The 20,042-nt window shown below is 54.8% G+C and carries 19 protein-coding genes and 4 tRNA genes; 8 read left to right on the top strand and 15 right to left on the bottom strand.

Annotation, left to right across the window (positions count from 1 at the left end; all coding sequences use genetic code 11):
- Positions 1-50: 50 nt before the first annotated feature.
- The 6 genes from BT114_RS11680 to BT114_RS11655 form a co-directional block, all read right to left on the bottom strand.
- Positions 51-443 carry a fluoride efflux transporter FluC gene (locus tag BT114_RS11680; RefSeq protein ID WP_072326671.1) on the bottom strand — a complete coding sequence of 131 codons (393 nt, stop codon included), beginning with the start codon at positions 441-443 and terminating at the stop codon, positions 51-53.
- Positions 440-838 (bottom strand): fluoride efflux transporter FluC, encoded by a 399-nt coding sequence (locus BT114_RS11675; RefSeq protein WP_281249036.1) that lies wholly within the window; start codon positions 836-838, stop codon positions 440-442. The genes BT114_RS11680 and BT114_RS11675 overlap by 4 nt, the downstream gene beginning before the upstream one ends.
- A gap of 145 nt (positions 839-983) precedes the next feature.
- A tRNA-Gly gene (locus tag BT114_RS11670) sits at positions 984-1,058 on the bottom strand.
- Positions 1,059-1,060: 2 nt separating this feature from the next.
- Positions 1,061-1,136: transfer RNA gene (locus BT114_RS11665), tRNA-Glu, on the bottom strand.
- A gap of 49 nt (positions 1,137-1,185) precedes the next feature.
- Positions 1,186-1,260, bottom strand: a tRNA-Gly gene (locus BT114_RS11660).
- A gap of 2 nt (positions 1,261-1,262) precedes the next feature.
- Positions 1,263-1,338: transfer RNA gene (locus tag BT114_RS11655), tRNA-Glu, on the bottom strand.
- A gap of 236 nt (positions 1,339-1,574) precedes the next feature.
- On the opposite strand from BT114_RS11655, the gene BT114_RS11650 reads away from it, so the two are divergent.
- From BT114_RS11650 to BT114_RS11625, 6 genes are all read left to right on the top strand, one after another.
- Positions 1,575-2,339, top strand: a complete 765-nt coding sequence (locus tag BT114_RS11650) for a hypothetical protein (protein ID WP_072326670.1) — start codon at positions 1,575-1,577, stop codon at positions 2,337-2,339.
- Positions 2,340-2,359: 20 nt separating this feature from the next.
- Positions 2,360-3,247: a ribosome biogenesis GTPase YlqF gene (gene ylqF, locus BT114_RS11645; RefSeq protein WP_072326669.1), complete on the top strand. Its 888-nt coding sequence runs from the start codon at positions 2,360-2,362 to the stop codon at positions 3,245-3,247.
- A 68-nt stretch (positions 3,248-3,315) separates the two neighbouring features.
- Positions 3,316-4,494: a GGDEF domain-containing protein gene (locus BT114_RS11640; protein WP_084662204.1), complete on the top strand. Its 1,179-nt coding sequence runs from the start codon at positions 3,316-3,318 to the stop codon at positions 4,492-4,494.
- Between the two features lie 108 nt (positions 4,495-4,602).
- Positions 4,603-5,817 carry a pyridoxal phosphate-dependent aminotransferase gene (locus tag BT114_RS11635; protein WP_072326668.1) on the top strand — a complete coding sequence of 405 codons (1,215 nt, stop codon included), beginning with the start codon at positions 4,603-4,605 and terminating at the stop codon, positions 5,815-5,817.
- 72 nt (positions 5,818-5,889) lie between these two features.
- Positions 5,890-6,783 carry a protease HtpX gene (htpX, locus tag BT114_RS11630; RefSeq protein WP_072326667.1) on the top strand — a complete coding sequence of 298 codons (894 nt, stop codon included), beginning with the start codon at positions 5,890-5,892 and terminating at the stop codon, positions 6,781-6,783.
- 109 nt (positions 6,784-6,892) lie between these two features.
- The gene (locus BT114_RS11625; RefSeq protein ID WP_072326666.1) at positions 6,893-8,596 is read left to right on the top strand and encodes a methyl-accepting chemotaxis protein; all 1,704 of its coding nucleotides are present in this window, start codon (positions 6,893-6,895) and stop codon (positions 8,594-8,596) included.
- Positions 8,597-8,634: 38 nt separating this feature from the next.
- Here BT114_RS11625 and BT114_RS11620 read toward each other — a convergent pair whose 3' ends face one another.
- Complete coding sequence (locus tag BT114_RS11620) at positions 8,635-9,783, bottom strand: 4-phosphoerythronate dehydrogenase (RefSeq protein ID WP_072326665.1); 1,149 nt, start codon at positions 9,781-9,783, stop codon at positions 8,635-8,637.
- 70 nt (positions 9,784-9,853) lie between these two features.
- Between BT114_RS11620 and BT114_RS11615 the strand changes: the two genes are divergently transcribed.
- Complete coding sequence (locus BT114_RS11615) at positions 9,854-10,147, top strand: hypothetical protein (protein ID WP_245770440.1); 294 nt, start codon at positions 9,854-9,856, stop codon at positions 10,145-10,147.
- A gap of 24 nt (positions 10,148-10,171) precedes the next feature.
- On the opposite strand, the gene BT114_RS11610 is transcribed toward BT114_RS11615, so the two are convergent.
- From BT114_RS11610 to gyrA, 5 genes are all read right to left on the bottom strand, one after another.
- On the bottom strand, positions 10,172-10,426 hold the full coding sequence (locus BT114_RS11610; RefSeq protein ID WP_245770439.1) for a glutaredoxin family protein: 255 nt from the start codon (positions 10,424-10,426) through the stop codon (positions 10,172-10,174).
- A 45-nt stretch (positions 10,427-10,471) separates the two neighbouring features.
- Entirely contained in the window at positions 10,472-11,251 is a 780-nt protein-coding gene (locus tag BT114_RS11605; protein ID WP_072326663.1) for a MetQ/NlpA family ABC transporter substrate-binding protein, read from the bottom strand.
- 68 nt (positions 11,252-11,319) lie between these two features.
- On the bottom strand, positions 11,320-11,985 hold the full coding sequence (locus BT114_RS11600; RefSeq protein WP_072326662.1) for a methionine ABC transporter permease: 666 nt from the start codon (positions 11,983-11,985) through the stop codon (positions 11,320-11,322).
- Positions 11,985-12,992 (bottom strand): methionine ABC transporter ATP-binding protein, encoded by a 1,008-nt coding sequence (locus tag BT114_RS11595; protein WP_072326661.1) that lies wholly within the window; start codon positions 12,990-12,992, stop codon positions 11,985-11,987. Before BT114_RS11595 ends, BT114_RS11600 begins: the two co-directional genes overlap by 1 nt.
- An 83-nt stretch (positions 12,993-13,075) precedes the next feature.
- Positions 13,076-15,805: a DNA gyrase subunit A gene (gyrA, locus tag BT114_RS11590; RefSeq protein WP_072326659.1), complete on the bottom strand. Its 2,730-nt coding sequence runs from the start codon at positions 15,803-15,805 to the stop codon at positions 13,076-13,078.
- Between the two features lie 157 nt (positions 15,806-15,962).
- Here gyrA and BT114_RS11585 point away from each other — a divergent pair, with 157 nt between their 5' ends.
- Positions 15,963-17,159, top strand: coding sequence for an MFS transporter (locus BT114_RS11585; RefSeq protein WP_072326658.1), 1,197 nt, complete (start codon positions 15,963-15,965; stop codon positions 17,157-17,159).
- On the opposite strand, the gene BT114_RS11580 is transcribed toward BT114_RS11585, so the two are convergent.
- Genes BT114_RS11580 through queF form a run of 3 tightly spaced genes read right to left on the bottom strand, consistent with a single transcriptional unit; the run spans position 17,117 to position 19,920 of the window.
- The gene (locus tag BT114_RS11580; RefSeq protein ID WP_072326657.1) at positions 17,117-18,331 is read right to left on the bottom strand and encodes a hypothetical protein; all 1,215 of its coding nucleotides are present in this window, start codon (positions 18,329-18,331) and stop codon (positions 17,117-17,119) included. The two genes, BT114_RS11585 and BT114_RS11580, sit on opposite strands and share 43 nt — an antisense overlap.
- Positions 18,312-19,106, bottom strand: coding sequence for a hypothetical protein (locus BT114_RS11575; protein WP_072326656.1), 795 nt, complete (start codon positions 19,104-19,106; stop codon positions 18,312-18,314). The genes BT114_RS11580 and BT114_RS11575 overlap by 20 nt, the downstream gene beginning before the upstream one ends.
- Positions 19,107-19,119: 13 nt before the next feature.
- Positions 19,120-19,920: an NADPH-dependent 7-cyano-7-deazaguanine reductase QueF gene (gene queF / locus BT114_RS11570; RefSeq protein WP_072326655.1), complete on the bottom strand. Its 801-nt coding sequence runs from the start codon at positions 19,918-19,920 to the stop codon at positions 19,120-19,122.
- Between the last annotated feature and the right edge of the window lie 122 nt (positions 19,921-20,042).

Raw genomic sequence — 20,042 nt, 5'->3', positions numbered from 1 at the left:
TGTGTTTTTTTACAGCATACAGGAATTTCATGGTTGGCGTACAACCACCTTCAGGACAAAACCTTCCCGGCCGTTTTATGCCCATGCCAGGCAGCCAGCAACCACAAGGGCAGACTGATCAGCACATAGGCCAGAGCCCACCCGGGACGACCCAGTGAAATCAGATGAAAAGTTTCCAGACTGAACAGTGAAAAGGTGGTGAAACCGCCACAGAAACCAGCCACCAGAAAGGGTTGCCAGCGTGCCACTCGACCATGGGCATAACGCTGGCCAAGTACTGCCAGCCAGGCAATCAACCAGGAACCCAGCACATTGACAAACAACGTGCCCCAAGGAAAAAACGGACCCAATGCCGTTAACGAAGTCACAGACACCAGATAACGCAACAGGCTGCCCAGCGCACTGCCAAGTCCCACCGCGGCATAAGGATACCAGCGCATCATGCACCACCTCCGGCCAGCCACCAGCCCAGCACCACCAGCAGAAAACCGATCAGACAAGTGGCGAGGGTATAAGCTGCCGCGCGGAAACGCTGGCCACTTTGCCAGAGGGTAAGGGTTTGCAGGCTGAAAGAAGAAACCGTGGTGTAACCTCCCAGCAGTCCAACAACCAGCGCCAGCCAGGCAGAAGAAAGATCAAGACTTGAGGGTATTCCCAGGCGAGCTGCCAGCCAGCCAGCCAACAAGGCACCACTGAGATTCACCATCAGTGTGCCCCAGGGAAAACGCGAACCTAACCAGTGACTGCATAAATCAGTGACCGCCAGGCGAGCCATGCCTCCCAGCGCACCACCGGCGGCAACCAGCAGCAGGTTAAACAGCTTCAGGCTTTCCAGCACCGTCACTCCCGGTCTATCTGAGTTCTCAGGATCCCGTCACCGCTACCCCAGCGGCAAACCGATCACTGATGATACACAGATTGACCAGTGCACGCATGGCATGGCAAAACGAAAAAAGCCAGCCCGAAGGCTGGCTTTCTGAATCTGGAGCGGGAAACGAGGCTCGAACTCGCGACCCCAACCTTGGCAAGGTTGTGCTCTACCACTGAGCTATTCCCGCTTTGGCGTCCCATAGGGGGTTCGAACCCCTGTTACCGCCGTGAAAGGGCGGTGTCCTGGACCACTAGACGAATGGGACACATATCACTGAACTCAAGCTGATCAAACAGCAAAATAACTGCTTGAAATGGAGCGGGAAACGAGGCTCGAACTCGCGACCCCAACCTTGGCAAGGTTGTGCTCTACCACTGAGCTATTCCCGCTTTGGCGTCCCATAGGGGGTTCGAACCCCTGTTACCGCCGTGAAAGGGCGGTGTCCTGGACCACTAGACGAATGGGACGTATCAGCTGCTCCGTTCAGGATGGCGCGTATCTTAATGAGCCATTGTTTAGCTGTCAACACCCTTTTTTCAATCACTTAGAAGTGCCCTGATAATAGACTGACCTTGCGGTCAATCACTGATACACATTAGAGGTTAACAGCCACAAAGATTGTCAGTGACACCAGCTTTGGGAGATACTAGCTGCTTAAAGGCTTTTTCTGAATTGGTGCAGGGAATCCCGACGGGAGCAAAAGATGCTGATCGTGTTGATACTGGGTGGCGTTTTTTTCATCGCTTTACTGCTGGTGATAGTGGTATTCAGCCGCCAGCAGAATGAAAAGAAAAAAATCGAACAACAGCGTCGTATTCGACTGCTGGCTGATCGGGGTCGCCAAATGCAGCTGCTGCTGGAAGAAATTCCGCCGCACTATATCTCCCAGGATTTCCGGGTGTTTATTGCCAGCCAATGGCTGGACCTGTTACAAGAACAAGAGCAACTCGGCTGTCGTGATGCCCGCCTTAAATCAGAAACTGAAGCAGCCCAAGGTAAACTTAATAATATTCGCAGCAGTAATCAGCCACGACCAGAACCCATTTCTGATTTACAAACGGCTAATGGCATCCGCCGCAATCTGAAACATCTGAACAAGGTGATTGTCAGTCTGTATCAGGAACGCAAGATTCCGCATCGAGTAGCCCAGTCCTACCTGAATGAAATCAAGCTGGGCTTTACTCAGACTCTGGTGGAAGTGTTTAAAGCCTCAGCCCGTAAAGCGGAGATGGAAAACAATCACCGCATTGCCGTGGTGCATTACAAGCGCATCATGAGTGAGCTGAACCGCAACAACCCCAACGGCATCCACAACCAGACACTGCTGGAATGCCGCCAGACCATTCAGGATCTGGAAGAAAAAATTGCCGTCGAATCCGAATTCCACAACAACGAGTTGGCGGAAGGTTTCTCGGAGATGATGGAAAACGAAGAGAGCTGGAAAAAGAAACAGCTTTATGATGACTGATGCATTAATTGAGTCCTTTCATGACAATTAACTGGTACCCCGGCCACATGCACAAGGCTCGCCGGGAAATCAAAAAAGCCCTTCCTGAAATTGATGTTGTTATTGAAATCCTGGATGCCCGACTCCCCTTCTCCAGTGCCAACCCGGTACTGGGGCAGTTGGCACGCCATAAACCGACACTGAAGCTGCTGTCAAAAAGTGACCTGGCGGATCCAGAGCTGACAGCACGCTGGATCGAATTTCTGGAGCAGCAAGCCAACACCCGTGCACTGCCAATCATCACCACAGACAGCAAAACCCTGCAGCCGATTGCTCGCACCTGCCAACAGCTGGCCAGTCAGGTGCGTGAAAGCCGCTCGGTACGTGCCATGGTGATGGGCATCCCCAATGTCGGCAAATCCACCCTGATCAATTCACTGGCTGGCAAAAAAATCGCCAAAACCGGTAATGAACCTGCGGTCACTCGTGTGCAGCAGAAAATCCAGGTGGGTGACCGCCTGCAGATCATTGATACACCCGGCGTACTCTGGCCCCGCATTGAACATGCAGACAGCGCCTATCGCCTGGCAGCCTCCGGTGCCATCCGCGATACGGCAATGGACTATGAAGAAGTAGGATTCTGGGCCGCAGGCAGCCTGCTGCAGCGCTACCCGGAAGCCTTGATCAGTCGCTACAAGTTAAAAAGCCTGCCGGAAGATGCAGGCAGCCTGCTGAAAGAAATTGCCAGTCGCCGTGGTGGTTTAAAAGCCGGAGGCGTGATTGATTACCACCGGGCCAGTGAAGTGCTACTGCATGACCTGCGCGGCGGCCATCTGGGACGCATCACCCTGGAAACCCCGGAGGATATCCCTGCACCAGGCGAGTTACAGGATGACACAGAAGCTACAGAAAACCCTGGCTTTGAATAAAAAATGCAGCAAAAATAACCCATTCAATTTATGCTTGTATAAAACCAAGTCAGCATGGAGCAAGCAAAGTGCAGAACTCTGAGCGCCGCCGTTTCAATCTCGGCATCAAGTGGGAAAATCCCTGGCACCCTAGCTGGTTACCAGCTTCCCTCAGGGATACGCTCAGTAATCGCTATCACTCACGGGACTTCAATTTTGCCCGCAGTGAATACCTCCGTACCCGCGTCCTGTTTGTAGGCATGGCCTTCACACTGCTGGCTCCCTTATGGATTCTGGTGGATTACCTGCTATTACCTCTTGAGCTGGTAGCTGAAGTGGCGCTGGGACGTTTTGCCCTGATGCTGGTATTGTTTGGCGTGCTTTATTCCGCCTGGAAAAATGAAAACCACCTGAATCGGATGCGCAATACCCTGGCTGCACTGCTTCTGGCACCGGCAGTGTTTTACGCTGCCCTGGTGCTCACCCACGGCGGCCAGATGAGCTCACTGGTGGGATACAGCTTTATTCCGCTGTTGGTTGTTGCCTTCCTGAGTGTTTTCCCGCTGACCATTATTGAAAGCCTGGGCATTGGCCTGTTGGTACTCCTGGTGCAGTTATTGGCCCTCTCTATCACTGGTCAGATGAAAACAGCCTACGGCTGGCAGGACCTTTGGTTATTAGTGACGATACTCGGTATTTCTCTCTGGGCCAATCACTCTCAGGTCAGCACCCTGATGCGCCTTTACCGTCAGGCCAGCATGGATAGCCTGACCGGGCTGTTAAACCGCGGCATCCTGCTGCAGCAACTCAATGAGCTCTGCCGCCAGCGCGATGCACAAATCGAAGAAGGTGAAGAGCCCTCTCCCATCTGCCTGCTGATGTTTGATCTGGATCGCTTTAAAAAAATCAACGACACCTACGGCCACTCGGTTGGCGACCAGGTGTTGCAGGTGTTTGCCCAGATCCTGCGCAGTGAGCTGCGCAAAAATGACCTGATCGCCCGTTATGGTGGTGAAGAATTCATGGCTGCCTTGCCCGGTACCGGCAAGGCTGATGCCCGTAACATCGCTGAACGCATTCGCTTGCAGTGTGAAAAATCAACTGTTATTGCCCATGATGGCGAGCAGGTCACCTTCACCACCAGTATCGGCATTACTCAGGTAAGAGATAACGAATCCCTGGATGCTGCATTATTACGCGTCGACAACCGGCTTTATGCGGCCAAAAATCAAGGCCGCAACCGCTACATCGATGCGGACCTGTCTTAAGCAACGGGAAAACATCAGCACAAATTCTTTCGCTAAAGACAAAATCAGCGCCAGTTGGTAGGCTATGCCATCGCCGACTGGCGCTTTTTCTGTTTCAGGATCCCAGGTATGCAAACCATTCGTAAATCCAACAAGTTACATCACGTCTGTTATGACATTCGCGGGCCGGTGCTGCAGGAAGCCAAGCGAATGGAAGAAGAAGGTCATCGAGTGCTTAAGCTGAACATCGGCAACCCTGCACCCTTTGGCTTTGAAGCCCCGGATGAAATTCTGCAAGACGTGATGCGCAACCTGCATCAGGCCCAGGGTTACAGTGATTCCAAAGGCCTTTATTCCGCTCGCAAGGCAGTGATGCAGGAATGCCAGCGAAAAAAAATTGCCCATGTGGGCATTGAAGACATCTACCTGGGTAATGGTGTCAGTGAACTCATTGTTATGGCCATGCAAGGCCTGCTGAACGATAACGATGAGGTGCTGATTCCAGCACCGGATTACCCGTTATGGACTGCTGCTGCACGCCTGGCTGGTGGCAAAGCTGTGCACTACATCTGTGACGAACAGAGTGACTGGTTCCCTGATATTGATGATATCAAACGCAAAATCACCGACCGCACCCGCGCCCTTGTTGTTATCAACCCCAACAACCCTACTGGTGCTGTGTACTCCGAAGCACTGCTGATGCAGATCATTGAGGTGGCTCGCGAACACCAACTGGTGATTTTTGCCGACGAGATCTACGACAAGATTCTTTATGACGAAGCCCAGCACACGTCCATTGCCAGCCTGGCCGATGACCTGCTGTTCTGTACCTTTAATGGCCTTTCAAAAAGCTACCGTGTGGCCGGTTTCCGCTCTGGCTGGCTGATCCTGTCCGGTGCCAAACACCTGGCGCAGGACTTTAATGAAGGCCTCAACATGCTGGCCTCCATGCGCCTGTGTGCCAACGTACCGGCCCAGTACGCAATTCAGACTGCACTGGGCGGTTATCAGAGCATCAACGACTACATCCTGCCGGGTGGACGTCTGCTGGCTCAGCGTGACAAGGCTTACGAGCTGATTACCCAGATTCCTGGTGTCACCTGCACCAAGCCAAAAGGGGCACTTTATATGTTCCCGCGCCTGGACCCGAAGGTATTTAACATCCAGGATGACGAAAAGTTTGCGCTGGACCTGCTGCAGCAGGAAAAACTGCTGCTGGTACAAGGTACTGCCTTCAACTGGGTACAGCCAGACCACTTCCGCCTGGTCACCTTGCCACGGGTTGACGAACTGGAAGACGCCATCGGCCGCATCGAGCGTTTCCTGTCACGTTATCGCCAGTAAGTGACTTGAAACCTTTGCCCTCAAGACCCATCTAACAACCGGATTTTCAAACTTCCGAGGAGAACTTCGCACATGATGCGTATCGGCTTGTTTCTGCTGACCAACCTGGCCGTGATTCTAGTGGCCAGTATTACTCTTAACCTGTTGGGCGTTGGCCGTTATCTGGATGCCAGCGGCGGTCTGAACCTGACCAACCTGCTGATCTTCTGCTTTGTATTCGGCATGGTCGGTTCGGGTGTATCCCTGCTGATGTCCAAGTGGCTGGCGAAAAAAGGCACACGCACCCAGGTGATCACCCAGCCTCGCAACCAGCAGGAACAGTGGCTGATGCAAACGGTGGCTGAGTTGTCCCAGAAAGCTGGCATCAAAATGCCGGAAGTGGGCATCTTCCCTTCCAACCAGTCCAACGCTTTTGCCACCGGCTGGAATCGCAACGATGCACTGGTTGCAGTATCCACCGGCCTGCTGCAGCGCATGCGTCCGGAAGAAGTGCGCGCAGTACTGGCCCACGAAATCGGTCACGTGGCCAATGGTGATATGATCACTCTGGCGCTGGTGCAGGGTGTGGTGAACACCTTTGTGATGTTCTTCGCGCGCATCATCGGTCACACCGTTGATCGCCTGGTATTCAAGAATGAAAATGGTCATGGCATTGCTTTTTATGTCACCACCATTTTTGCCGAAATTGTGCTGGGCATCCTGGCCTCCGGTATCGTGATGTGGTTCAGCCGCTACCGTGAATACCGTGCTGATGAAGCCGGCGCACGCCTGGCCGGTGCCGGCGCCATGATCAATGCACTGGAGCGTCTGAAGGCCGAACAGAACCTGCCCAATGAAATGCCGGACACCCTGACAGCCTTTGGTATCAACAAGGGCCAGACCCAGGACATGATCCAGAAATTCTTCTCCAGCCACCCGCCGCTGGATGCCCGAATTGCAGCTCTACGCAATAAGGCTTATTCCTGATCATTAAATGATCATGTAGTATTCCTCTAAAGAAACATAAGGAGCCGGTTCACCGGCTCTTTTTTCAATCAAGATGTGACCACTCAGTCACACAGAGGAAATACGCTGCATGATCAAACTGAACACCATCGGCGGTCGTTTATTGACCTTGCCTGCTGCCGCACTGCTTGGCTTCATCTTGCTGGCAGCGGTAGCACTCAATGCGCTCAACACCACTCTGGTGGCAGAAAAGGAAAATCGTGTTGTTGCGGTTATTGATCTCGCCAGCGGCATAGTCAAGCATTATCAGAATCTGGAAAAATCGGGTGCCTTAACCCGTGCCGAAGCTCAGGAACAGGCTAAAAATGCCTTGCGTGGTCTGCGTTATGACACGGTTGAATACGTCTGGGTCAATGACCTGACCAGCCCGATTCCCCGCATGATCATGCACCCCACCGTTCCGGCACTGGACGGACAGATTCTTGATCGCCCGAATTTTCATTACGCCACCCTGTCACGCAACCGTGATGGCAGCCAGGTACAGCGACTGGACAATCAAAACCTGTTTGTTGCCTTTGCTGATACCGTTAAGCGTCATGGCTCAGGTTTTGTTGAATACCAATGGCCAAAACCCCTGGCCGGTGGCGGTGTCACTGAAGAACGCTTCACCAAACTGTCTTACATCACCCGTGATGCTGAGTGGAACTGGGTGCTCGGTTCCGGTATTTATGTGGATGATGTCAGCGCTCAATTCTGGTCACTGGCTCGCCAGATCGGCCTGGTGGTCGGCGTGATGATGCTGGCCACACTGCTGCTGTCCATTTTCATCCGCCGCTGGGTACTGGCCCAGTTGGGTGGTGAAGTGGCAGATACACGTCGTGTGGTACAAAAACTGGCTGAAGGTGATTTCACTGCTGTTGCTCAGGGCCGTAAAGCTGATCCTGACAGTGTGATGGGTGCGGTAAACCGCATGGCAGATCAACTGGGTGAAATGATTCGCTCCGTCAGCCAGATTTCCCAGAGCCTGTCATCGGCATCAACCCAACTGGCCAGTGTAGCAGAAGAAAGTTACAGCACTCAGGACCGTCAGACGCAGGAAACCGATCAGGTCGCCACCGCCATCAATGAAATGAGCCAAACCATTCTGGAAGTGGCCAACAATGCCAATACCGCTTCAACTGCAGCCAATGAAACCGATGATGCGGTGACAACCGGCCGTGAAGCGGTACGCCAAGCCAGCCAGGCCATTGCCCATCTGGCGGAGCAGGTGGCCGAGTCCACTCAGGTCATTCACAAACTGAGTGAAGACTCCACCAACATTGGTGGTGTACTCAAAGTCATTCAGGATGTTGCGGAACAAACCAACCTGTTGGCCTTGAACGCCGCCATTGAAGCCGCACGTGCCGGTGATGCCGGTCGTGGTTTTGCTGTAGTGGCTGATGAGGTGCGCGCCCTCGCCAGTCGTACCCAGCAGAGCACCGAAGAAATCCATCGCATGATCAGCCTGCTGCAAACCGGTGCCGAGCAAGCCGTGAAGGTGATGGATGAAAGTATTCGTGAAACCGAATCGACTGTGGCTGCTGCTGACCAGGCAGAAAAGGCCCTGGATTCGATTGCCACTGCGGCAGAACACATACGCGACATGAACCACCAGATTGCATCCGCCGCTGAACAACAGTCCAGTGTGGCTGCCGAAATCAACGCCAACGTGGTGAATCTGGTGGAACTCTGTGAAAGCAGCTCCGGCTCCACTCAACAAACCCGCGAGGCCAGTAAAGAACTGGCACGACTGGCACGCGAGCTGGACCAGCGTATCCGCCGCTTCCGGGTCTGATCAGCGGTTCTACCCGATGAAATTTCTGGATTAACTCATCACCATTCATTCGTCACAGCAAACCCCAGTGCCCGCAGGGCACTGGCTTGCTGCTCGCTGGCTGCCTTCACCGGCAGTGAAGCAAATTCCCGACGCACTGGATAATCTTTTCTCAGTTGCTGGTAAACAGCAGCACTGTCCTTTGAGTGTTTTAATGCCTGCCTTAAACGCCAGCCATCCATCAGTGGCTGATAACACAGGTGTGCCACACGACGGCAGGCTTCTTCCGGCGAGCAGGCAACATCCAGATGCAACTGGTCAATCGCCACTGCCGGCAACAACTGCGGCAAGGACTGGCAGACCGTCTGCCCGGTGAAAGCACACCAGGCCTGGTACAACATCTCGGTGCCCCGACTTTTGCCTTCCAGGCTGTATCCTGCAATATGGGGGGTTGCCAGCAGGCACTGATCTATCAGTGATGCATCCAGCAGCGGCTCACCTTCAAACACATCCAGCAGCAAGGCTGGTGCCTGCCCCTGCTGCAACAAGCGCAACAATGCCTGTTGATCCACCACGGCACCGCGACCGGCATTCAGCAGAACCTTGCCTGCCAGCCGGGACAACACACCCTCATCAAACAGATGAAAGGTTGGCTGGGATGACTCACCAGCTCGGGTTAAAGGTGTGTGCAGACAAATGATATCAGCGGCTTCCAGCAAGGCATCCAGATCAACCAGCCCTGTATCACCGGCAACGGCTCTGGGTGGGTCATTCAACAGCAACTGACAACCATAAGCCTGCAAGCGCCTGGCCAGGCGACCCCCCACCTGTCCCACACCCACAATACCGATGCATTGGTCCCGCAGCTGCAACCCTTGCTCAGCAACCAGCCACAACAGGCTGCTGATCACATAATCAACCACCGAATCAGCATTACAGCCGGGTGCACTGGCAAAGTGGATGCCCCGTTCTGCCAGGCAGCTTTGATCCACATGGTCGGTGCCAATGGTGGCTGTACCCACAAAACGCAGCGAAGTATTGTTTTGCAATAAAGCGGCATCCACACGGGTGACTGAGCGCACCAGCAAGCCATCAGCACCTTCCAGATCACGGGCCGTGATGGCAGTACCCGGCATTAATTGCAACTCGGCATGTCTGCCAAAAAACTCGCGCACGTAAGGCAGGTTTTCATCAACCACAAGACGCATGGGATTTTTTCTCTTCAGGGTTTACAATCAACCACTTCCAAACCACGCTGTAGGCATGCAGGGGCTGGCATTGATCATTCGCTGGGAAAAAGATCAGGACTATTATCTGGTATACGTACACCAGGACATGTTTGGTGACTGGCTGGTGACCCGCGCCTGGGGCCTGACCGGAACCCAGTATGGCGGTCTAAAGCATACACTGGTCGGCTCACCGGAAGAAGCTGCCGTACTGGTGGATGATGTCCGCCATATTCAGGAAAGCCGAGGGTTTCGTAAAGTGCTGGAAGCTCGCCAGGCCAATGAAATACCCACTGACCTGCGCGATACCATGCAGGGCGAAATTCCTTTTCAACCCAAAAGCTGAGCAAACCCGAATCAATAACCCGGCTTAAACCGGCAAGGATTTCAGCCAATCCTGTAATTCAGCAGCAGTGAACGGCCAGCCAAGTTCCTGCCCTTCCGGTGCCGCCAGCACCGGAATCCGCACACCATAACGAGCCATCAGCAGCTCATCCTCAGCAATATCCACCAGCGCCAGACTCACACCCTGCTGCAACCAGGGATTCAACAAGGCCAGAGCCTTGTCACACAAATGGCAACCGGCGGTGGTGTAAAGCGTTAAATGCAAGGATGAAGTGTTCAAGGATTACTCCTGCCGACAGCCAATAAAACCTGAATTATAGGGGGATCAGAAAGCCGGAACCACTGCACCCTGGTAGCGTTCAGCAATGAATTGGCGCACCGCTTCTGTCTTGAGAGCAACAACCAGCTTCTGAATGCCTTCATCCTGCTCTTTGCCTTCACGTACCACCAGGATGTTCACATAGGGTGATTCAGCCCCTTCAATGACCAGCGCATCAGCAGACGGATTCAATCCTGCTTCCAGGGCATAGTTGGTATTGATCAGTGCCAGATCCACCTGGTTGAGGATACGCGGCAGGGTGGCTGCTTCCAGCTCACGGAAACGCAGGCGTTTGGGATTATCCTGAATATCCCGCACGGTGGCGGTGATGCCTGCTTCAGGCTTCAGGGTGATCACACCGGCCTGTTGCAGCAGCAACAACGCACGCCCACCATTGGTGGCATCATTGGGAATGGCAATCTGTGCACGTTGTGGCAGCGCATCCAGACGGGTGTGTTTACTGGAATAGGCACCAAAAGGCTCCACATGCACCCCGGCAACACTGACCAGCTGCGTGCCACGACTGGCATTGAAGTTGGTCAGATAAGGCTGGTGCTGAAAAAAGTTGGCATCCAGGCGCCCTTCATTCACCTGCACGTTTGGCTGCACATAGTCAGTGAATACCCGCACCTGCAGATTGACACCCTGCTCAGCCAGCGCCGGTTTCAGAAACTCCAGAATTTCGGCATGGGGTACAGCCGTGGCAGCCACCTGCAGGGTTTGCTGGGCCTGAACCTGAAAGGAAACAGCGACCAGCAACAGCAGACCAGTGAGGATTTTTTTCATGCAAGATCTCCTTGTGAGAGCAAGGCAGCAGGCCGGGTGGGTCAGGGCTGCCTGTGTGTTGTTAAAATCTATTTGCGGGAATAATGTACCACCAGCCGATCACCCACCGACTGCAGCAACTGCACCAACACCAGCAACAGCACCACGGTCACCACCATCACATCGGTCTGGAAGCGCTGATAACCATAACGTATGGCCAGATCACCCAGACCACCGGCACCCACCACACCTGCCATGGCGGTATAAGACACCAGCGTGATGGCCGTGACCGTAACGGCAGCAAGAATACCCGGTCGAGCTTCGGGCAACAAAGCATTAAAAATTATTTGCTTAGTTGTTGCGCCCATGGCCTGGGTCGCTTCGATGATGCCTCGATCCACTTCCCTCAGGGCGGTTTCCACCAACCGGGCAAAGAAGGGTGTGGCACCCACCACCAGGGGTGGAATGGCACCGGCCACACCCAGTGAAGTTCCGGTGATCATCACCGTGACCGGGATCATCACGATCAGCAGGATGATGAAGGGCAAGGAACGCAGCACGTTGGTGACCAGTGACAGCACGGCATAAAAACCCTTCTGGGCAAACAATTGACGCGGCCCGGTCAGAAACAGCAACACTCCCAGCGGCAGCCCCAGCAACACCGTGAAAATCAGTGAACCACCCAGCATCAGCAGGGTTTCCAGACTGGCAACAGCAATGTCATACCAATCCACATTGCTCAGTAGTGTATCCATCAGCGCAGCACCTCCACATGCACATCTGCTGCTTGCAGTCGCTGCAAGGCCAGATCCAGTTCCGCACCATCAAAAGCCACGGTCAGCTGGCCATAGGGCAGATCACGAATGCGGTCGATACGACCCGCCAACAGGGTGAAATCAACACCGGTTTCACGCACCACCCGCCCCAGCAGTGGCTGATAGGTGGTTTCGCCCTGAAAAGTGAGACGAAGGATTCGCCCCTGCACCTGAGCAAAATCCTGATGCAGCTGGTTTTCATCCAACTGCTCGGCTTCCTGCACAAAACGCCTTGTGGTGGCATGCTGGGGATGCAGAAACACCTGCGGCACTGGCCCCTGTTCAACAATCACACCGGCATCCATCACTGCCACCTGATCACAGATGCGACGGATCACATCCATTTCGTGAGTGATCAGCACCAGCGTCAGACCCAGCTCACGATTGATTTCTGACAACAGCTGCAACACCTGCCCGGTGGTTTGCGGGTCCAGTGCACTGGTGGCTTCATCACACAAAAGGATTCTGGGATCCGTGGAGAGTGCACGAGCAATGCCCACCCGCTGCTTCTGACCGCCCGATAACTGTGCCGGGTATTTATCGGCATGGTCCTGCAGACCAACACGCAACAGCAGTTGTTGCACCTTGTCCTTGATCGCTGCTCGTGACAATTCACCGGCCAGTTGCAGTGGCATGGCCACATTCTGTGCCACCGTGCGTGAAGACAGCAGATTAAAATGCTGGAAAATCATGCCTACCTGACGCCGGAAGGCGCGTAATCCAGCCGCATCCAGTGCGGTGATATCCTGCCCGGCCACTTCAATGCGGCCGCTGCTGGGCTCTTCCAGTCGATTAATCAAGCGCAACAGGGTCGACTTGCCTGCGCCGGAATGGCCAATCAGACCAAAGATCTGACCTGATGGAATCTGCAGATTACACGGCTGCAGTGCCGTGATTTGTTCAGTGCCGACCGGATAGGCCTTGTGCACTTCAAAAAATTCAATCACCGGTTGTCACCTTTTGGGTTCACCAGAAAAAAAGAATCCCGGTCAATGCCGGGATTCCTGTCTGCCACACTGTTTCAGAATAATCAGTCGTTGGCAGACTCGTCGTCTTGCTGCATCACATCGGTGCTCTTGTCTTCAGACCCGATCACATCCTGGTCTTCAACTTCAGCATCCGGGTCTTCACCCACATCCTGCACACGCACAGTGCCGCAGAGTTTTTCCTCTTCAGACAGACTGATGAGTTTAACCCCCTGGGTGTTCCGTGAAGTGGTCGAAACCTCATCAACGCGAGTGCGCACCAGTGTGCCCCGGTCAGTGATCAGCATCATTTCTTCACCGTCTTCCACCTGGATGGCAGATACCAGCCCACCGTTACGGGCACTGCACTGCATCGCAATCACACCCTGACCACCACGACCCCGCAGCGGGAAAGCTTCCAGACGAGTGCGTTTGCCGTAACCGTTTTCAGAAGCAGTCAGAATGTAAATCGGGCGATCAGACTCCACCGCCGGTGCGCTGACACCCGCACTGGATACCGCTTCCTCGGCATCATCCACACCATCTTCCGGATCATTTTCAGCATCAATCACAGTGGAGCGTGGAATGATCAGACTGATCACCTCAGCACCTTCCGGCAGACGCACACCGCGTACACCACGGGCAGTACGGCCCATGCCCCGCACCTGATCCTCTTCAAAACGGATCGCCTTGCCGGCACTGGTGAATAGCATCACATGGTCAGTGCCATGGGTGATGGCAGCGCCCACCAGACGGTCGCCTTCATCCAGATCCAATGCAATCAGACCATTGCTGCGGATGTTGGAGAACTTGTCCAGACTGGTTTTCTTGACGGTGCCCTGAGCCGTGGCCATGAAAATGTAGTGGTCTTCACGGTACTCATCCACCGGCAGGATGGTGGTGATGCTTTCGCCTTCTTCCAGCGGCAGCAGGTTGACCAGCGGACGACCCCGCGAACCGCGACTGCCGGTTGGAATGTCATACACCTTGAGCCAGTAAACCTTGCCACGCGTGGAGAACAGCATGATGGTGGCATGAGTGGACGCCACCAGCAGGTGTTCAATCACATCTTCATCTTTCATTGCCGTGGCGGACTTGCCACGACCACCCCGACGCTGGGCACGGTAGTCACTCAGCGGCTGGGATTTGGCATAACCGGTACGGGAAATGGTGACCACCATGTCCTCTTCGGCAATCAGGTCTTCCATCGAGAAGTCCTGACGGCTGGCAATGATTTCGCTGCGACGGGCATCGGCATATTCAGCGCGAATGGCCGTCAGTTCTTCACGAATCACCTGCATCAGCAAGGCCGGATCAGCCAGAATGGCCAGATACTCGGCAATTTTCACCAGCAGTTCACGGTATTCACTCAGCAGCTTTTCATGCTCCATACCGGTCAAGCGGTGCAGGCGCAGCTCCAGAATGGCCTGAGCCTGGGCCGGTGAAAGGCGATAGATATCCTGTTTGTCCGACAGGCCGAAATGCTCATCCAGATCATCCGGTTTACAGGCAGTTGCACCGGCACGCTCCAACATCTCCACCACATTGCCCGGCGCCCAGTCACGTGCCAGCAGCGCTTCTTTGGCTTCTGCCGCAGAAGGTGATGCCTTGATCAGCTCAATCACCGGGTCAATGTTGGCCAGGGCAATTGCCAGACCTTCCAGGATATGGCCCCGCTCACGTGCCTTGCGCAGTTCATAAACCGTGCGGCGAGTGACCACTTCCTGACGGTGACGGATGAAGGCTTCCAGGATCTGCTTGAGGTTCAGCAGCATCGGCTGGCCATCTTTCAAGGCCACCATGTTGATGCCGAATACATTCTGCAGCGAGGTCTGGGTGAACAGGTTGTTCACCAGCACTTCCGGCGACTCACCCTTCTTCACTTCGATCACAATGCGCATGCCGTCCTTGTCGGACTCATCACGCAATTCGGCAATGCCTTCGATCTTTTTCTCTTTCACCAGCTCGGCAATCTTCTCGATCTGGCGAGCCTTGTTGAGCTGGTAGGGAATCTCGGTGAAAACAATGGCTTCACGACTGCCAATGGTTTCAAAATGGTGTTTGGCGCGCATGTAAATGCGGCCTCGACCGGTACGGTAGGCTTCGACAATACCGGCCTTGCCGTTGATGATGGCACCGGTTGGGAAATCCGGACCGGGGATGTATTCCATCAGCTCATCAATGGTGAGCTCCGGATTGTCGATCAGCGCCAGACAACCATCCACCACCTCACCCAGGTTATGCGGTGGAATGTTGGTGGCCATGCCCACCGCAATACCGGCGGAACCGTTGACCAGCAGATTGGGCACCCGGGTTGGCAGCACCGCAGGAATCTGCTCCGTGCCATCGTAGTTGTCGACGTAATCAACGGTATCCTTGTCCAGATCCGCCAACAGCGAGTGGCTCATCTTGGTCATGCGGATTTCGGTGTAACGCATGGCAGCTGCTGAGTCACCATCCACCGAACCGAAGTTACCCTGACCATCCACCAGCATGTAACGCAGTGAGAAGGGCTGTGCCATACGCACGATGGTGTCATACACCGCCGAGTCACCGTGTGGGTGGTATTTACCGATCACGTCACCGACCACACGGGCCGACTTCTTATAGGGTTTGTTCCAGTCGTTGCTCAGTTCATGCATGGCAAAGAGCACGCGCCGGTGCACCGGCTTCAGACCGTCACGAACATCAGGCAGGGCGCGTCCGATAATGACGCTCATCGCGTAGTCAAGGTAGGACTGCTTCAGCTCGTCCTCAATATTGACCGGATGAATCTCTTTGGCGATTTCAGCCATGCATCTACGTCCTTCTGCGATTGGTGTTATCCGGACGATTATACCCTTTTTACAGGCATCAAGTCACAGCAAGATGCATTCATTTAACAGCCGGAAAACAACTGCAGCACCTGACTCATGATAAAGTCACAACTTTCCGTAGAATCAGGATTTTTTCATGCTTCCGCTCACTGTATGGGGTCTGGCTCTGGGTCAGGCACTGTTGATCACCGGCAACATTCTGCTGGTTTCCGTCACGGCCCTGATCGGCCAGCAGATTGCTCCATCACCGGCGCTGGTGACACTGCCGGTGGCGCTGCAATTTCTGGGTCTGATGGGGGTCACTTTGCCGGCAGCACTGTTGATGCGCTGGCTGGGCCGAAAAACCGGGTTTTTTCTTGGTAATCTGATTGGTGTCGGTGGCGCACTGCTGGCATTCACCGCCCTGTCGGCCGGAAACTTTGCCCTGTTCTGCCTCAGCACCCTGTTGCTGGGCATGGCCATCGGGGTGGGACAGCAATACCGTTTTGCCGCAGTGGAAGCCTGCAAACCCGAGCAGAATGCTCGTGCCATTGGTCTGGTGATGGGCGGCGGGGTGCTGGCAGCCATTCTAGGTCCGAATCTGGCGGTCTGGTCACAGGGTTTTTTCCCGCATCATCCTTTTCTTGGTGCCTTTCTGGTACTGCTGGGGCTGTATGCATTCACCCTGTTGCTGATCCTCAGTCTGCCACTGCCCAAACCCACTCAGGCTGAACAGCAGCACGGCGGGCGAGGTTATCTGGCACTCTTGCGCCAGCCACTACTGATTGCAGCCATCACTTCCGGCAGCATCGGTTATGGTGTGATGGTGTTGGTCATGACCGCCACACCCCTAGCCATGCACAGTCATCATTATGATTTCAGCAGCACTGCCAGCATCATTCAGTGGCACGTGCTGGGCATGTTTCTGCCATCTTTTTTCACCGGCCGGCTGATCACCCGTTTTGGTGTCACCCCCATCATTCAACTGGGCTGTGTGCTGTTGCTGTTTTGTGTGGCAGTCACTCAACTGGGCCAGGGCTACTGGCATTTCTGGGTGGCACTGGTGGCACTGGGTGTGGGCTGGAACTTCACCTTCATCGGTGCAACCTCACTGCTGACCCGCACCTACCAGCCCAATGAAAAAGCCAGGGTGCAGGGCATGAATGATTTTCTGGTGTTTGGTTTTTCCGCACTGGGCAGCCTGCTGGCCGGGCACCTGCAGTTATGGCTGGGCTGGGAGTTACTGAATCTGTTGATGCTGCCACCGATTGCTCTGGCCATGACGCTGGTCTGGCTCAGCAACCGCAGTCATCAGCGGGGTTCAGCGACGGCTTCTTCAAGCCCATCCGCCTGAACAGGTTCATTCCACTCAGGAAACAGGTAAAAACGCCGCTCCACACCGGCCTCTTGATAGGGCCGGTTTAACCTGCTTTTCAGAAAGTCCTGGCGGGCAGCAAACAACGGAGCAGCGGCCTGATTCAGTTCCTCGGCCAGGGTTTCACGCCAGAGCGCCAGACCGGCATGAAGCTCGGCAGCCTTATCAGGACGGTAAATAGCTTCTTCGGCTTTCAACAACGCCCAATCCGATACCACAAACAAGGTCAGGGTTGTGGCACCCGCCACCAGTGCTCCCGGCCCGCTGGGAGCAGCGGCTGCGGTGGCCGCACCACTGGCGGTCATGGCGGCGGCCACACGCGGTGTCAGACGCGCCAGATAACGCAGGGTGACATTCACGGCACTGCGCACACCCGTGCGCTGCATCAGGCGGCCTGCCATGACGCGGGCAGCAGGCAGTGCCAGCACGGAAGCACCGGCAGCCACTGACAAGCTGCCACTTTGTTGCCAGCGCCGGAAGTCTGCTTCCGTGGCAGCCAGATCCAGTTGCAATGCCTGGTCCAGATGAATGGTGAAAGCTGGTTCCAGTGCGCTTGCTGTTGTGTTTTCTGCTGAACCCCCGGTCACCTGTCTGGCAGCATACTGCTGATGCAGTTGTTGCTGCCAACTGGCCAGTTGCTGTTGCTGCAGGATCAGCAGTTGCTGCTGAAAAGCCTCGGTATAAGCCACAGACAGTTGATCCAGTGCCTCAACAAAACCTGACTGCTCAAAAGCCCGCTGCTGCAACTGATTTTCCAGTTGTTCCGACAAGTCACCCTTCATGGCATGGTAAAGACGCAGGTAAGAACCCGGCATCGAGTAATACCAGTCCAGGTAAGCGTCCACACCGGCATGTGACAAGGCAAACAACTGATCCAGTTGCTGCTCACTCCAGCTATCCATCCAAGTAGCCAACTGCTGTTGCTCCTGCTGGGAAAAACGCCGCAGATCACGATTTAATGCATCCAGAACTGAGGCATCCAGCAACAGCGCTTCACCCTTGATGATCAGCGCAAAAACACCGTCATCATCCGTTGTTTCGGCCAGATGGCGCAGTGCCTGACCCAGCACAGCAAACACCACTGCCGCCAGCAGGAAAGCCAGCAACAGCGAAGTCACACCCGTTTTGTGTTCAGTTGTCCTGCTGCGCATGATCAAGACTCCGTCCGATTTTTTTTGGCGTGGCCATCAGGAGCTGTAAGCCCGTCAATAATTGCACCCAGGCCAGGCATAATGCAGCCTGAAGACCAAACAGCGTACTCCAGGCCAGGACTGCCAGCCAGCCGGAATCAGCTCGACTGCCCAGCGCATTCTGCAGCAACCATTGCCAGGTGATATCCAGTGACTGGCTCAGCCGGATCAGCAGTGCCAGCACACCCGGCTCGCCCTGCATCCGCAGTTGCAACAGCAAGGCTTCACGCCATGACAGATCAATCAGCCAGGGCTGAGCCATCTGCAGGCGCACCAGTAACATCACCAGCATCAGCAACCCGGCAACCAGCCAGCCACTGCAGCGCCTTGTCAGCACCGGCAGGTATTCCCTTCTGACCTGACCGGCAAGCAACCTTGTAATCAGCGGCTCAACCCACACCAGCAGAAGCAGGCTCAGGACCAGCAACCACCAGAACCAGCCATCACTGACCAGCAGTTGCACAATGAACAACAGCCCCAGCAACAGTGCCAGCAAAAGCTGACCCAGTGCGGCAATCCAGCCAGTCTGCAGTCGTTGCTGCAGCAGCGAGCCTGGCGCCAGATACTGGTTCAGCCACACACAACGCCGAGTCCGCACCACCTCCAGACGAGTGATGAAAATCAGCCAGCTCACCAGCACCCAGACCGGCAATACCAGCCAGCCCTGCACGGTTACAGGCAGCAGCACCCAAGCCAGCAGCAAGGCAAATATTGCCAGCCTGATCAGCAGCAACAAGCCGATCACTCCATCACTGGCGCAGCAACCGGCAGTTATTCACCTCAACCGGCTCACTGCAACGAAAGGGGTTGATGTCCAGCCCGCCACGACGCACATAACGGGCATAAACACTCAGGTAATCCGGGTGACACCTTTGCATCAGATCTCGGTGGATCTGCTCAACACAGGCCTCATGAAAATCACCCTTTTCCCGGTAAGACACCAGATAGGCCAGCAGCCCTGCACGATCCATCTGCGGACCACGGTAACTGATCTGAATACTGGCCCAGTCCGGCTGACCGGTGACCGGGCAGTTGGATTTCAGCAGATGGCTGACCAAGGTCTCTGATACCAGCTGCTTTGGATCAGCACTCAGCAAAGCCGGTTCCGGCAGGTAGTGCTGGATATCAATATCCAGCTCATCCAGACACTCACCGTTTAACGGCTGTGGCTGTAGTCCGACATCCACTGCATGAAGTTTCACGGCCACCGAAGCACCAGCGGCCGCTGAAAGATCCTGCTCCAGTTGCTGAACCACTGTTTGTTGGTCATCAAAGCGGGTGAGGTTAAAAGAGTTGAGATACAGCTTGAAGGATTTGGATTCAATGATATTGGCCGAATCAGCCGGTACACGAAACTCAGCCAGGCGCACCTGAGGTTTGCCACGGGCATTCAGCCAGGACACCTCATAGGCATTCCAGATATCCACACCATAAAAATCCTGCCGCGAACCACTGCGCGGGATCGGATACAACAGCCCCGGATCATAACGGTTGGTATAAGGAGTGGATTGCCCCAACGGGGAATTTTCAACAGCAGCAGAAACAGACATACAAAAAAACCGGCAACTGAACAGGAAGGTTCAGTATAACAGCAGCCGGGGCAGAGGGGGCCGGTGAGCGATGAGCCTGAGGAGAGAGCAGCCTGGACACAGAGAGGCCGGGGAGAGAATCC

The organism is Marinospirillum alkaliphilum DSM 21637, from assembly GCF_900119735.1.
In the GTDB taxonomy this organism is placed as follows: Bacteria; Pseudomonadota; Gammaproteobacteria; order Pseudomonadales; family Halomonadaceae; genus Marinospirillum; species Marinospirillum alkaliphilum.
The sequence above is the reverse complement of the archived record's forward strand: the minus strand, read 5'-3'. Positions and strand labels throughout refer to the sequence as shown.